Raw genomic sequence first — 13,168 nt, 5'->3', positions numbered from 1 at the left:
AAGGGGCGCGGCCCGGCCGCGCCATCAAGCGACAGACAATGGTCTCGATGATGTCAGGCACCATCGCCGCCATCGATCACCTCGGCGAGCCAACCGTTGGTATAGATCCACGCCACAGTTTCGCCGGTCGCGAGATCGAGGACATGCGCGCCGCCACCGAAGCCATCGAGACGCGGCCGGGAGCAGGTGTTGGCGTACTGAAAGCCCCATCGGCCGGTGAGGTGGAATTCGGCGGCGCAGCGTATGACGAACTGGATCAGCCGTTCGGGATCGCCGGTGACATCGTCGCGCATCCAGAGTTTGGAGCCGCCATGCTCGGGCTGGATGGACAGGAGGAAGCCATCGGACGGCGGTTCCTCGGATGCTCCGTCCTCGGACAGTTGGTTGTAGAGATCGAGCGCGCGGGCTGCGGTCTCGGGCGTGCCGACATCGAGCAGGCATGAGAAATGGGTGAAATAGTCGGCCATGAGGCCACTCCCGGAGAGCAGGGAACGGGAGAGCCGGCAGGCGCTCTCTCCTCCATGTCCGGCTCGCCACGTCCGGGCCAAACTCTCCCTCTCGATCGGCGCGCATGAAAAAAGCCCGACGCCCCCGAAGGGACGCCGGGCTCGTCAAGTCAGATGAGGACCGCCGTCACTCCGCGGCGGCGAGGTGCCGTTCCTCCTCATCATCGGTGTTGGTCTCCTCGTCATCGCCGTCGAGGAAGTCCGGCAACGCCTCGTCGCCCTCGCCAGAGTCCGCCTCGGTGCTTTCGGCATCGGCGCCGGAATTGCGCAGCGGTTCGGGCAGCCAGCCCGTCTCGGCGAGGAGACGTTCGGCTTCGGTCGCCATGTCGCCCTTCTTCAGATGTGCGATGAGTTGGGCGGCGCGCTCGCCGGCGCCTTCACGCACCGCTTCGAGGATGCGGGGCTTGGTGACGCGGCCGAGATAGTTGGCGACGGTCGGCCGCCACCCGGCTTCGGCCATGTCGAGCCCGACCGCCAGCGACAGGCGATCGGCTTCGGCGATGCGCTGTTCGACACTATGCGCCGAGACACGGCCACCGTAGCGATCGGCCCGCTCATAAAGCGCATTGACGCCGAACGAAGCGCAATGGGCGAAGAGTTCGGCCTGTTCGGGGCCAGTCAGTGCGGCCAGCCCATCCCAGAGATCAGCGACTTTGGCCGGGAGCCGTTTGCGCCAGCTATCGTGCCGGGCCTCGATCGCCTTGGCATAGACGCTGTCACGAAGCCCTTCGGGCTGCGAATGGAAGGTCGTGCCCCGCACGCTGACCTCCATCGCGAAGCCGTACTGGCTGCCGCCGTAGAACACGTCCTGGCAGAACTTGTGCAGGACGGCGACGAAGGCGACCGAGGGATCGGTGGCGAGCTTGTCGCGGAGCGCGAGGGTGCGATCGGCGGTCAGCTCCGTGATCAGTCGATCGGGGAGCGGCTTGATCGTGTCGTCCTCGTCCTCCTCCTCGGGCTCGGCAGGTTTGCCGCAGATGGTGATGACCGCGCGCTGGACCGAAGGCGACGCCGGATAGTCAGCGTCATCGTCGCCGCCATCCTGCTCTTCACCCTCGCCATCGCCCGCCTGGTTGGCGATCTCGTCCTCGGGTCGGACATAGCCGCGGTCGATCGACAGCGTGCCGTCGGCGTCCAGGCTGACGAAGACCCCGGCGATCGCGATGTCGGCGGGTTCGTAGTGGACCGGCCGCTCGTCGAAGCTGGCGAGCGCGGTTTCGATTTCGCCAAGGCGCTGATCGATCTCGTCCGGCAACTCGTCGGCGTTCTCATATTCGGCCTCCAGCTTGGCGCACTCGGCGTTGAGCGCCTCGATGGTCGCCTGTTCGTCAGCCGTCAGGTCGAGCGGCGTGCCCACGATCTCGCGCAGGCCGTGGGTGGCGCCATAGGGGAAGCTCATCGCCACCTCGATCCATTTCCAGCCTTCGCCGGCGATCGCTTCGGCGGAGGCTTTCAGCTTGTCGGCGACCAGGCGATCGAGCAGCGCAGGATCCTGCAGCCAGCCGCCGTCGTCATCCTGGAAGAGATCGCGCAGCACGCAGCCGCCGTTGGTTTCATAGGCATCGATGCCGACGAATACGGCCCGCTTGTCGGATGCGCGGACGGCGGTCTCGGTCAGCATGCGCCGGATCTGGTAGGGTTCCCTCTGCCAGCTATTGCGAACCGACTCCCAGACCTGCTCCTGACGCGCATGATCGTTGGTGACGGTGAAGGCCATGAGCTGTTCGAGCGTGATGCCGTCCTCGGCATAGATATCGAGCAATGACGGCGAGACGGCCGCGAGGCGAAGCCGCTGCTTCACGACCTGGACGGACGCGAAGAATGCAGCCGCAATCGCCTCCTCGGTCATGCCCTTCTCGCGCATCGCCTGGAACGCGCGGAACTGGTCGAGAGGATGCAGCGGGGCGCGTTCGATATTCTCGGCCAGCGACACCTCGTCGACGAGGATGTCGGCATTGGCGTCCGACACCACGCACGGCACCTTGGAGGTCTTGGTGAGGCGCTTCTGCTTGACGAGGAGCTGCAGCGCGCGGAAGCGACGCCCGCCCGCCGGCACTTCGTACATGCCGGTTTCCTGGCCGTCGGCATCGAGCACCGGCCGGACGTGGAGGGACTGGATGAGACCGCGCCGGGTGATCGACTCGGCCAGCTCGTCGATCGAGACGCCAGCCTTGACGCGGCGGACGTTCGACTGGCTCAGCACCAGCTTGTTGAAGGGGATGTCCTGCGCCGACGACAGGGTGATCTTCTGAATGGCAGTTGCCATGAGACTTACTCCGCGACGGGCGCCGAAAGCCTCTCTCTCGACCCTAAACCCGTCACGAAGCGAAGCACCGCCCTCTCACTCTAGGAGGGCAGCGACACCATCAAACGCCATCGGTAAGGTCACTGCCAGAACCGGCGATGATCCCGCGCCAGTCCTTCGTATTCGCCCATGACGGCTTGATGCCGCCCTAGAAATTCGAGCGCGGTTCGATGCCGAGGAAGCGGATCATGTTGTCGGGCGCGACGAAGTTGACACCCGAACCCAAGCTGCGGTCGCCTGTTGCGACGAGGCGGCGGAAAATCGCTACCTTGTCAGGATGCATGGGGGCGCCGCCCCACACAGCGTCCTGTACATATCGCGCGATGAAACCGGCGAGGACGTCGGCGACCTGAATGCCGATAGAATCGTGCGATCGCTGGAATTGCAGGTCGGCCGCCTGCGAGAATTCGAAGTCGGCCGTCTGCAGGGGCAATTTCACGCCAAGCTGCGCCAGGTCCTCTGCGAGCTTCTTGTTGTGCAGAAGAATGTCTCCGAACTGCAATTGCTCGTCGTGGAACAGCGTCACGCCGGAAACCTGCTTTCGCGCGAAGCGATTGATCCGGGCGTAGATGTTGGTGAACGATGTCAGGTTCGGCAGAACCCAGAGCAGCTTCCCGGCGGGATTCTTGTCGGGAATCGGTAATGCCCGCTCGACGGCCTTGGCTTTCGGCAGCTTGCGGAAGTCCTTCAAGCTGTCGCGCGCAAAACGGATGATCCCCGCCGCCACGTCAGTAGGCGGAACTCCGCTTCCCTGCGCCCACCGAATTATTTGCTTGTAAAGTTCGCGTATTTCCGCGTGGTCTCTGCTTTGGCAACATGCGGCAAAGGCGTGAGCCAGCTCGGGAGGTGCATATAGCGCCATGTAGTTCGCCATAACGCCCTTCATCCAAAGGGCGCCAGGTTGAGTGTCGCATTCCCCCACATAGGGCACCACCATTCGCTCGATGATGTTCACGACAACGAAGAAGTGCTTGTCGACAAGCTCGATAAAGATTGGGGCGCGGCGCGTCTCAAGGAGGTCCAGAAGATCAAAGATGAAGCGCGGCTTGTCATAAGCCTGTTTTGATTTGAGCTCCGACGACTGGATGCGGTGCGCCTTTTTTAGTGCGCCCAATTTATCGGTGAAGTCCTGGTCGAGCGTGCAGCCGAATGCAGCCAAGGCGAACATGCGCTGTTCGACGAAGTAGGAGTCGATTTTGACCGTGCTCAGGTCGCCGGTATTGCCGCTTTCATCGATGTAATATTCCGCAGGCGCCTGCTCTAGCATTCTGTATCCAGTCGCTCGTTTGGCGATTGTGCTCCATGCCGCACCACTGAATAGGTGACCTGGATCTGGGCCACAAGACAGCCCGGAAACAGTATGGCTAGGGGACGCAAAGCCGGAGACACGGACAACCGCATCTCCGGCATTGCGGGGATCAGGCGGCGCGATCGAGCAGCTTCTTGGCCTTGCCTTCGAGCTCGAGCCGCGCGTCCTGGTGGGGCTTGTCGCGCGCGACGGCGGTGATGCCCTGGACGAAATCGAAGATGCTTTCCGGCGGGCGGCCTTCCTCGGCCAGCACCGCGTCGATGATTTTGCCCGTCTCGGCTTTCGAGAAGCCGCGGCGGCGCAGGAATTCGGTGCGCTCTTCGTCCTTGTGCGCGACGATGCGTTCGCGCGCCGCCTTGATGCCGGTGATGAACGGCTGCGGTGAGGAGTCCGCGAAGCTGAGCAAGGCCGGCGCCGCCTCATGGGCGAAGCGCGAAGCGGCGTATTTGGAATGGCGGATGGAGATCTCCTCGAAATCTTCGACGCCCCACAAATTGCGATTCTGGCACACGGCCCTGAGATAGAAGGACGCGATACCAAGGGTCTTGGCGCCCACTTCGCTGTTCCAGGCATAGAAGCCCCTGAAATAGAGATCGGGCGATCCATCCGCGAGCTTGCCGGCTTCGATCGGATTCAGATCGTCGACGAGGAAAAGGAAGACGTCGCGATCGGAAGCGTAGAGCGTCGTGGTGTCCTTGGTGATGTCGACGCGCGGATTATAGACGCCGGTCGACCAGTCGAGGACACCGGGCACTTTCCAACGGGTGTCGCCGGTGCCGTTGCCGGCGATGCGCTGCACGGCTTCGACCAGCTCGTGGTCGTAGATCCGGCCGTAGTCGGGGCCGGTCACGGCGCGCAGCTCGACGCGGCCGTCGTCGGTCTCGAGGGTCTTGATCTGCTCGGCGCGGTGGGCGGTCAGCCCATATTGCAGGTTGATGCCGGCGAGCGCGGCGGGGAGCTGCCGCAGATAGGCGGCCGGCGCGCCGACCTGGCTCGCGAGCTGACCGAAACTCCAGTGCGTCGGAGCGATGGGCTTGTCGGCGCCTGGTAGGATCAGGGCAAGCCGTTCGGGATCGGTGCGGCTGGCTTCGACATGGATAAGCGCGGATTCGACAACGCGCGTTCGGCTGCGCTCGGTGCGCTCGCGGACGGTCCGGCCGAGTTCGGCGAGCGAGAGATAGCGCTCGTCGTCGGGTCGCGAGAACCACTCCGAGGAAACCCGACCGATGCGCTCGCCGCGGTTGATGTCCACCTTCCAGCCGCCACTCACGTCGCGCCGGGCATCGAGAACCTGCATGTTCATGGGATCAAACTCCATGACGGGCGCCGGAAGACTCTCTCCCGACCCTCAACCCGTCACGGAAATCCGGTCCACACTCTCACTCTAATGAGGGCGTTGCGGGGTCTCCCCGCAGAAGGGGTCGGCCGAGACCCTGGGCTCGGCCGCAGGGGAAGGCTTTCCCCTCCAGGCCCCCTCTCAATCGCTGGCCCTTCCAGTCGGTTTGGGGGAGATTGAAAACTGTCAGAAAACCGCATATATTTCTGACAGGAGAAGTGCCGTGCAACGACTGACCGAACAGATTCTGGCGCACACCGAGGGCTTGCCCGAGGGCGCTCCGATCGCGGCGAAGAGCCTGCTCCATCTCGGCAATCGCGCCGCGGTGGATCAAGCCTTGTCGCGACTGGCTGAACGTGGCCGGCTGATGCGTGCCGGGCGCGGCGTCTATCTGCGCCCGGTTTCGAGTCGGTTCGGCGTCCGCGCGCCCTCCGTCGAGAAGGCCGTCGAAGCCCTCGCGCTCCAGCGCGGCGAAACCATCGTGTCGAACGGTGCCGCGGCCGCTAACGCGCTCGGCCTCACGACACAGGTGCCGGTCCGGTCGGTCTATCTGACATCGGGCCGTAGCCGGACGATGAATCTGGGCCAGCAGGTCGTCGAGCTGCGGCATGCGCCGCGCTGGCAGTTGGCGCTGGCCGATCGGCCCGCCGGACAGGCGGTGCGAGCGCTCGCCTGGCTGGGGCCGGAAAAGGCAGAAGCCGCCTTGATGACGTTGAAGCGCAAGTTGCCGTCTTCCACGTTCGGCGAACTCGTCGCGGTCGCGCCCCAGCTACCGAGCTGGCTCGCCAGGACGGTCGGCAAAGTTGCATACGGCCGAAGGAGCCATTCTCAGGTGGGCGGCCTACCTATTTAGATTGTCCGAAATTTGTATATTTATTTCGGACAATCCACTTGGTTCGCGTCCGAAAAAGGACTACAATTTTCGGACATGAACACCGACTCGCCCGATCTGAAGAAAGCCATGCTCGAGCGCATCCGTGCGGATGCGCCACGCAAGGTCTGGACGCCCAGTGACTTCGTCGATCTCGCCTCGCGGGACGCGGTCGATAAGGCGTTGCAGCGGCTGACGAAGGTCGAAATCCTTAGGCGGATTGATCGTGGGCTCTACGATCAGCCTGGCTTCAACAAACTCACCCAGAAACCCAATCCGCCTGATCCGCGCTCAGTCATCGACGCCGTCGGGCGACGTGACCAAACCCGGATGCTTGTCGACGGCATGACCGCGGCGAACGATCTGGGCCTAACTGACGCCGTCCCCGCCAAAATCGTGGTGCACACCGACGCTCGGCGCCGCGCGATCAAGCTCGGCAACGTAACGATCACCTTCCGTCCAACCGCGGCCAGCAAGCTATTCTGGGCCGGACGACCAGCGATGCGCGTCGTCCAAGCGCTTCACTGGCTGCGCGATCTCCTGGTTCGTGAAGGAGAAAGTGATCAGGTTAGGCGCAAGCTCGCCAATCTTTTCGAAGATCCCACGGTGGGACCGCCCCTCAAAGCGGATCTCACTGCCGGTATGACAGCTCTTCCGACATGGATGTGGGTGTTTCTCAAGCCGCTCGTTGAAAGCGACGCCGGCGTTCGTCGTCGGCACGTCGATGATGATCGTGATGATGCTGATCATGATCGTCATCAACAAAGAACGGCGGACGATGCCGATGATCAGCGTCATGCTGCCGTCGCCCGGCCCAAGCGAAAGCCGCTCTCCCCGCAGAAGGCACAAACTGCCAAGCGCGGTGCAGCCCGGGCGGTGAAGACATGAATCCGGCTTTCGACGAGGTTCTCGCGGCCGGGTCGGACGCGATGTTGAGCGCCTTCGATACGACGGCGCTACGCCTCGGCACGGCGTCTCAGAATATCGAGAAGGACTTCTGGGTCTGCTGGACGCTGGATGCCTTGTTCAATGGCTTGAAAGAGGGCGGACCCCGCCTCCTCTTCAAAGGTGGAACCTCCCTGTCCAAAGGGTTTGGTTTGATCAATCGCTTCTCCGAAGACATTGATGTCACGGTGTTTCGGGACGACATCGGCGAGCCGGCGACCATCGAGGAGCTCGAAGCGCTGAGTAGCAAAAAGCGCCGGGCGCGCCTCGATGCGATCAAGGACGCCTGCCAAGCCTACATCAACGGCCCGCTGCGGGCTGAGTTGACGCAGATCCTGCAGGACCGGCTTCAGGCTGCCGGCCTCGATGCCGGCGCGGCCCGAGTGGAAGCCGATGACGCTGATCCCGACGGGCAGACGCTTCTGATCTGGTATCCCGCGGCGACGCCGCGATCGGATTATGTGCGGGCAGCGATCAAGATCGAGTCGGGCGCGAAATCCGCGCTCGATCCGAACAGCGAAGTGCCGATCAAACCCTATGTCGATGATGATCTGCCGGCGCTCGACCTGACCGTGCCGGCCGTCCGCACGGTCGATCCGGAACGTACCTTCTGGGACAAGGTTGTCATCCTCCATGGGCTGCGGCGCTGGTTCGACAAGCGCGGCGAGCTGCGCGGGGGCGGCCAACGCGTTTCCCGTCACTATTATGACCTGCACCAGCTCGCCGCGGCCCGCGTCGGCGCCGCCGCCATCGCTGATCCGGCGCTCGGTGCGGATTGCGTCGCGCACGCCCGGATGTTCTTCAATCGACCGGACTTCGATCTCGCGAGCGCTGCGCCTGGCTCGTTTGCACTCGCCCCGCATGACGCGATGATCGAGCAACTGCGCGTCGACTACAGGGCCATGCAGGGCATGATCTTTGGCGATCCACCGGATTTCGAGGCGGTGCTCGACAGCATCGGCTCGCTCGAGACGCGTCTCAACAAGAAGGGCGATACGGGAGGCGGGGCCGCGCGATGAACCAGTTGGAGGGAGCTTTCGACACCGGGCAAAAGGCAGACGCGCGTGGCGCGGGCGAAGCGATCGTAACCCCGCTGCGCAAACGCCGCCTCAGCGGCGAACTCTACGAGCGCGACCCGAAGATAGAAGCCCTCATCGCCGAATTGGCAGTCCTGCCGCGTGATGGCTTGATCGCCAGGGCGGAAATCACCAAGCGCTCGGACCCGGGCTACGTCCCGAGCGAATGTCTCGTTTACTTCATTCGCGCGAGCCGTCGCGACAACAACGAGGTGTGGTTCGAGCGCCTCTATCGGATCTTGACCGAACGGGTGCTGCGCAGTTTGCCCAGGGCGGAAAGCTCCGATGGAAAGACGGAATCGCTGACGCGCGGGGTCGTGCGCGACAAGGTGTTCGGCCGGTTCGTCGAGCTCTTTTCGGCGGACCGCGCCGCCTACGACGAAAAGGTCGACTACTTCGAGGTGCGCTTCGATGGCGCGCTAGCGAGCCTGCGGCGCGATGCGCAGGAAAAGGCCTGGCGCGACGAAAACCGTTCCCAGCCCCTCGAATATGACGAGGAGAGCGGAGAACTGTCACCGGAGGTCGAGGCGGCCGCAGGGACCCACGATCCCTTCGCCGTGTCGGATTTCGACGACCCGTCTTACCGGTCGCGCCTGGATGCAGCGATTGAAGCTCTACCGACAGAACAAAGCAGGATCATTCACATGTTGAGACAGGGCTTCCCCATCGACTCCAAGGAGCCGGACGTCATGACCATCGCCAAGGCTTTGGGCCGCTCCGAAAAGACCGTCCGAACCTACCGCGACAAGGCCTTCGCCGCCCTGCGAGCTGCCATGGCCGACGGAGACGAGCGGTGAGCCCCGGCGGCGGACGTCCATCCCGCGAGGCCGTGCTCGACGCGTTCGCGGTCGAGAGCGAGCCTGGCCGGTCGACCTTGGAACGCTATCTGCGGCTATACCCGGAATATGCCGGGGAGCTCATCGACCTCTCGCGCGAACTCAGCCGCGAGGCTTATGAAGATGCCGCACCCCTCTCTGCTACCGATCGGGCGCTGATCGACGCTGCCTGGTCGCAACACGCGAAGGTTATGCCGGCGGCAGCAGCCGACCCTTTCGCGGCGCTGACGGTCGATGACTGGCGCGCCGTCGCGCAGCGTCTGGACGTGCCCCGGCAGGTCGTGACCGCACTGCGCGAACGGCGGGTCTCTCTCGTCAGTATCCCGCGACGCTTCCTGGCGATATTGGCGGATGCGATGCGCAGCTCTGTCGCACAGTTGGAGTCGTCCTGGGGGCCAGCGCACCTGATTGTCGCGCGCAGCTATAAGGCCGACAGCAAACCGGTGGCCGGCGAGCAGGTCACCTTCGAGCAAGTGCTGATCGATGCCGGCGTCCCGGCCGAGAAGCGCGCCCGGCTGTTGGCGGAGGCGGACTGACATGGACAGTGTGGAGCTCGCCAGGCAAGTCGCCGCCGAGCTTCACGCTCGCCTCGTTGCATCCGGCGCCGATCCCTGGTCGCCCTATGACTTTGCTGTCGCCGAGGCCAAGCGGCGGGGGATTGATGTCGAACGGACTGCCGCCGGCGCAGCCGTCCTCAATGGCGGCCGCGCGACTTTCGTCGCCGCCGACGATCTGATTCTTCACGAGAATATGGGCTCTCCGTTCGAGCAAGCTTTCCTCGTGGCGCATGAGATCGGCCATGTCGAGCTGGGCGACGATCCTGGTGGCGAAGCGGCGCCGATGATTGATCCGGCACGCCCGGCCGAGCCCTCACCAGTCGGAATGGATCGGGTTGTCGATTATGGACGCCGGCAACGCCGCGAAGTCCAGATGGACCTGTTCGCGCGCGAACTGCTGCTTCCGCGCACCGTCGCGCGGGCGCTCCATGTCGACCAAGGGCTCGCCGCGTCCGCCATCGCCGCGAAGCTCGGCGCGCCGTTCGAGGTCGTCGCGCAGCAGTTGTTCGATGCTTTGCTGCTGCCGCCCGTGCCTCCCGCCGCGACTGCGGCGCATGTCGAACGGCCGCTCAATCCGCTGCAAGCGGCCGCTGCGGCGCATCGCGGCGAAGCCTATCTGCTTGAGGCGGGGCCTGGCACCGGCAAGACGCAGACGCTGATCGCGCGCGTCGAGGGCCTTCTAGGCGAGGGCGTCGATCCACGGCGCATACTGCTGTTGACCTTTTCGAACAAGGCAGCGGGCGAGATGGCCGAGCGGATCGCGCGCAAGCGGCCCGAGGCTGCGGCCGCGATGTGGATCGGCACGTTCCATGCCTTCGGCCTCGATATCATCCGTCGTTTCCATGCGGAGCTCGGCCTGCCGAAGGACCCGCGGATGATGGACCGGACCGAAGCGGTCGAACTCCTCGAGGGGGAGTTCCCGCGGCTTAGGCTCGCGTACTACCGCAATCTTTACGATCCGACCCAGATCATTGCCGACATGTTGGCCGCCGTATCGCGGGCGAAGGATGAGGTGGTCGACGCCGAAACCTACGCCGCGCTCGCCGACGCCATGCAGGCGAAAGCCCAGGACTCGGATGCGCGCGAGGCGGCGGAACGCGCCGGCGAGGTTGCCCGCGTCTACGCGGCCTACGAACAGCTCAAGCGCAACGCGCATTGCATCGACTTCGGCGATCTTGTCGCCTTGCCGGTGCAACTGCTCGAAAAGGAGGCGGCCATCTGCGCGGCGCTGCAGGCGCAATATGATCATGTCCTGGTGGATGAGTATCAGGACGTGAACCGCAGCAGCGTGCGGCTGCTGAGCGCACTGCGGCCCGACGGCCGCAATCTCTGGATGGTCGGCGACGCCAAGCAGTCGATCTACCGGTTTCGCGGTGCCTCATCCTTCAACATAACCCGGTTCGGCAAGGAGGACTTCGCCGGTGGCAATCGCGGTCGATTGAAGCGTAATTATCGTTCGGTGCCGGAGATTGTCGCCAGCTTCTCCAGTTTCGCGATCACGATGCGCGCCGGCGATGCGGATAGTGGCCTCGACGCGGACCGCGACGCCAATGGACATAGGCCCGAGTTGCGCACGGTCCAGCGCGCCGAGCAGCAGCAGGTCGCCCTGGCCGACGCTATCGAGGAGCTGCGGCGTGACGGCTACGCCTATCGTGACCAGGCGGTCCTGTGCACCGGCAACGAAAAGCTGTCGACGATCGGGCAGGACCTGGAACGGCTCGGCGTGCCGGTCCTCTTCCTGGGAAGTCTGTTCGAGCGGGGTGAGGTCAAGGATCTCCTGGCTCTCCTCTCGATCCTGGTCGATCGGCGCGCCATGGGCCTGGTGCGCATTGCCTGCTGGCGAGACTTCGCCACCTCCTTTGCCGATGTGGTCGCGGTCTTCGACCATCTGCGGGCGGCCGAGCACGCGCCGGCGGGCTGGCTGCGGCATGGCGAGGCGATCCCCGGTTTGAGCGACAGGGGGCGGCAGACCGTTGCCAAGCTCGCGACTGCGCTCGATGGTTTCGATCAGACGGCCTCGCCCTGGACCGTGCTCGCGACGCTGTTGCTCGATCGCACACGCATCGCCGCGCGCCTGGGCGCGTCGGAGGATCTCGCCGACCGCACACGGGGCATCGCGATCTGGCAATTCCTCAACTTTGTGCGGGTACAACCGGCCGGACGCGGGCTGCCCATCACGCGCCTGCTCGATCGTGTGCGCAGGCTCGTGCGGCTCGGCGACGACCGCGACCTGCGCCAATTGCCGGCGGCCGCCCAGCATCTCGACGCCGTGCGGCTGATGACCATCCATGGCGCCAAGGGCCTAGAGTTCGGTGGCGTCCATATTCCTGGGCTTAACAGCGACACGATCCCACGCACGCCGCCGGCGCCGCCCTGTCCGGCGCCCGACGGGATGATCGCGGGGGCGGAGGGCAGTGCGCTGGAGGCATTCCGCGCAGGTCAGGCCGAGGAGCAGGAGTGCCTATTTTACGTGGCGCAGTCGCGCGCCCGCGATCGCCTGATCCTTTATGCGCCGACCGAGAAGAGTAACGGCCACAACCGACCGCTTTCGCCATTCCTCGACCGTCTCGGGGCGACCTTAACACGCCGTTCGCTCGTGCCGGCACGGCCGCTTCCCGTGGCCGCGGAAGCTCGGGATATCGATTTGGTGGTCGACGGACGGCTGCGGTTAGGCGCCCCGCAGATCGCTCTTTATGAATCCTGCCCGCGTCGCTTCTTCTACACGCATGTCCTGCAGGTCGGCGGCCGGCGAACCGCGACCGCCTTCATGCATCTGCATGAGGCGGTTCGCGTGGTGGTCGAGGCGGTGATCGCGTCGGATGGACCCGTGTCCGAGCAGGCGCTGCAAGATCGCATCGATGCGGCGCTCGCCGGCGAGGGGCTCGGCGAGCACGGCTATCGCGCGGAATTCCGCGATCTGGCGCTGGCAATGCTGCGCTTCTTCCTGGCGAACCGCGCCGAAGCAGTCCCCGAAGCGCCGGTCGCGCTCAGCCTCAGTTTCGGCGGCGAGGAGATCATCGTTCGGCCGGACGAGGTGCTGGTGCGGCCGGACGGCATCCGCGCCGTGCGCCGCATTCGCACGGGTCACATGCGGTCGGCCGAGGGCAAGGATGTCGGCGCGGCGGCGCTGATGCTGGCGGTCAGGCAGTCCTTTCCCGGCGCGGTCGCAGAGCTCGTCCATCTTTCCGACGGCGAGGCACATGCGCTTGCCTTGTCCGATCGGGAGCTGAAGGGGCGCAAGGACAAGCTCGCAAAGTTTCTCGGCGACATCCGCGCCGGACGGTTTCCGGCCGAGGTTTCGTCGCGCACCTGCCCGAACTGCCCGGCCTTCTTCATCTGCGGGCAGACCCCCGACGGCCCCTTGCAAAAAAAGTTCGTCTGACCTTACCGGTCGGCCTCCCTCGCTCCGATTGGACCCTTAGAGCCG

General features: G+C 64.7%; 10 protein-coding genes. 6 read left to right on the top strand and 4 right to left on the bottom strand.

Annotated features, from left to right (window positions below; all coding sequences use genetic code 11):
• Positions 1-53 precede the first annotated feature (53 nt).
• The 4 genes from ASG57_RS03120 to ASG57_RS03105 all read right to left on the bottom strand — a co-directional run bounded on the left by ASG57_RS03120 (position 54) and on the right by ASG57_RS03105 (position 5,423).
• Complete coding sequence (locus tag ASG57_RS03120; RefSeq protein ID WP_006022619.1) at positions 54-467, bottom strand: hypothetical protein; 414 nt, start codon at positions 465-467, stop codon at positions 54-56.
• Positions 468-633: 166 nt separating this feature from the next.
• Entirely contained in the window at positions 634-2,772 is a 2,139-nt protein-coding gene (locus tag ASG57_RS03115; RefSeq protein WP_006022620.1) for a ParB/RepB/Spo0J family partition protein, read from the bottom strand.
• 187 nt (positions 2,773-2,959) lie between these two features.
• On the bottom strand, positions 2,960-4,078 hold the full coding sequence (locus ASG57_RS03110; RefSeq protein ID WP_006022621.1) for a DUF3800 domain-containing protein: 1,119 nt from the start codon (positions 4,076-4,078) through the stop codon (positions 2,960-2,962).
• Between the two features lie 151 nt (positions 4,079-4,229).
• Positions 4,230-5,423 carry a hypothetical protein gene (locus ASG57_RS03105; protein ID WP_024338475.1) on the bottom strand — a complete coding sequence of 398 codons (1,194 nt, stop codon included), beginning with the start codon at positions 5,421-5,423 and terminating at the stop codon, positions 4,230-4,232.
• A gap of 256 nt (positions 5,424-5,679) precedes the next feature.
• Here ASG57_RS03105 and ASG57_RS03100 point away from each other — a divergent pair, with 256 nt between their 5' ends.
• The 6 genes from ASG57_RS03100 to ASG57_RS03075 all read left to right on the top strand — a co-directional run bounded on the left by ASG57_RS03100 (position 5,680) and on the right by ASG57_RS03075 (position 13,123).
• A complete protein-coding gene (locus ASG57_RS03100; RefSeq protein WP_006023614.1) occupies positions 5,680-6,309 on the top strand; it encodes a DUF6088 family protein in 630 nt (209 codons plus the stop codon).
• 75 nt (positions 6,310-6,384) lie between these two features.
• The gene (locus ASG57_RS03095; protein ID WP_006023613.1) at positions 6,385-7,215 is read left to right on the top strand and encodes a DUF6088 family protein; all 831 of its coding nucleotides are present in this window, start codon (positions 6,385-6,387) and stop codon (positions 7,213-7,215) included.
• Positions 7,212-8,291 carry a nucleotidyl transferase AbiEii/AbiGii toxin family protein gene (locus tag ASG57_RS03090; RefSeq protein WP_006023612.1) on the top strand — a complete coding sequence of 360 codons (1,080 nt, stop codon included), beginning with the start codon at positions 7,212-7,214 and terminating at the stop codon, positions 8,289-8,291. The genes ASG57_RS03095 and ASG57_RS03090 overlap by 4 nt, the downstream gene beginning before the upstream one ends.
• Entirely contained in the window at positions 8,288-9,145 is an 858-nt protein-coding gene (locus ASG57_RS03085) for a response regulator transcription factor (protein ID WP_006023611.1), read from the top strand. The genes ASG57_RS03090 and ASG57_RS03085 overlap by 4 nt, the downstream gene beginning before the upstream one ends.
• A complete protein-coding gene (locus tag ASG57_RS03080; protein WP_006023610.1) occupies positions 9,142-9,720 on the top strand; it encodes a hypothetical protein in 579 nt (192 codons plus the stop codon). The genes ASG57_RS03085 and ASG57_RS03080 overlap by 4 nt, the downstream gene beginning before the upstream one ends.
• A 1-nt stretch (position 9,721) precedes the next feature.
• Positions 9,722-13,123 carry a UvrD-helicase domain-containing protein gene (locus ASG57_RS03075; RefSeq protein ID WP_006023609.1) on the top strand — a complete coding sequence of 1,134 codons (3,402 nt, stop codon included), beginning with the start codon at positions 9,722-9,724 and terminating at the stop codon, positions 13,121-13,123.
• Positions 13,124-13,168 lie beyond the last annotated feature (45 nt).

This window comes from Bradyrhizobium sp. Leaf396 (assembly GCF_001424605.1).
Classification (GTDB): Bacteria; Pseudomonadota; Alphaproteobacteria; order Rhizobiales; family Xanthobacteraceae; genus Bradyrhizobium; species Bradyrhizobium japonicum_C.
This window is presented reverse-complemented; position numbering and strand designations above follow the sequence as displayed.

What these genes read in the sequence shown, in the direction of transcription:
- ASG57_RS03120 (WP_006022619.1), bottom strand. Translation starts at nt 467, where the DNA reads ATGGCCGACTATTTCACCCATTTCTCATGCCTGCTCGATGTCGGCACG.
- ASG57_RS03095 (WP_006023613.1), top strand. Translation starts at nt 6,385, where the DNA reads ATGAACACCGACTCGCCCGATCTGAAGAAAGCCATGCTCGAGCGCATC.
- ASG57_RS03075 (WP_006023609.1), top strand. Translation starts at nt 9,722, where the DNA reads ATGGACAGTGTGGAGCTCGCCAGGCAAGTCGCCGCCGAGCTTCACGCT.
- ASG57_RS03085 (WP_006023611.1), top strand. Translation starts at nt 8,288, where the DNA reads ATGAACCAGTTGGAGGGAGCTTTCGACACCGGGCAAAAGGCAGACGCG.
- ASG57_RS03115 (WP_006022620.1), bottom strand. Translation starts at nt 2,772, where the DNA reads ATGGCAACTGCCATTCAGAAGATCACCCTGTCGTCGGCGCAGGACATC.
- ASG57_RS03105 (WP_024338475.1), bottom strand. Translation starts at nt 5,423, where the DNA reads ATGAACATGCAGGTTCTCGATGCCCGGCGCGACGTGAGTGGCGGCTGG.
- ASG57_RS03090 (WP_006023612.1), top strand. Translation starts at nt 7,212, where the DNA reads ATGAATCCGGCTTTCGACGAGGTTCTCGCGGCCGGGTCGGACGCGATG.
- ASG57_RS03110 (WP_006022621.1), bottom strand. Translation starts at nt 4,078, where the DNA reads ATGCTAGAGCAGGCGCCTGCGGAATATTACATCGATGAAAGCGGCAAT.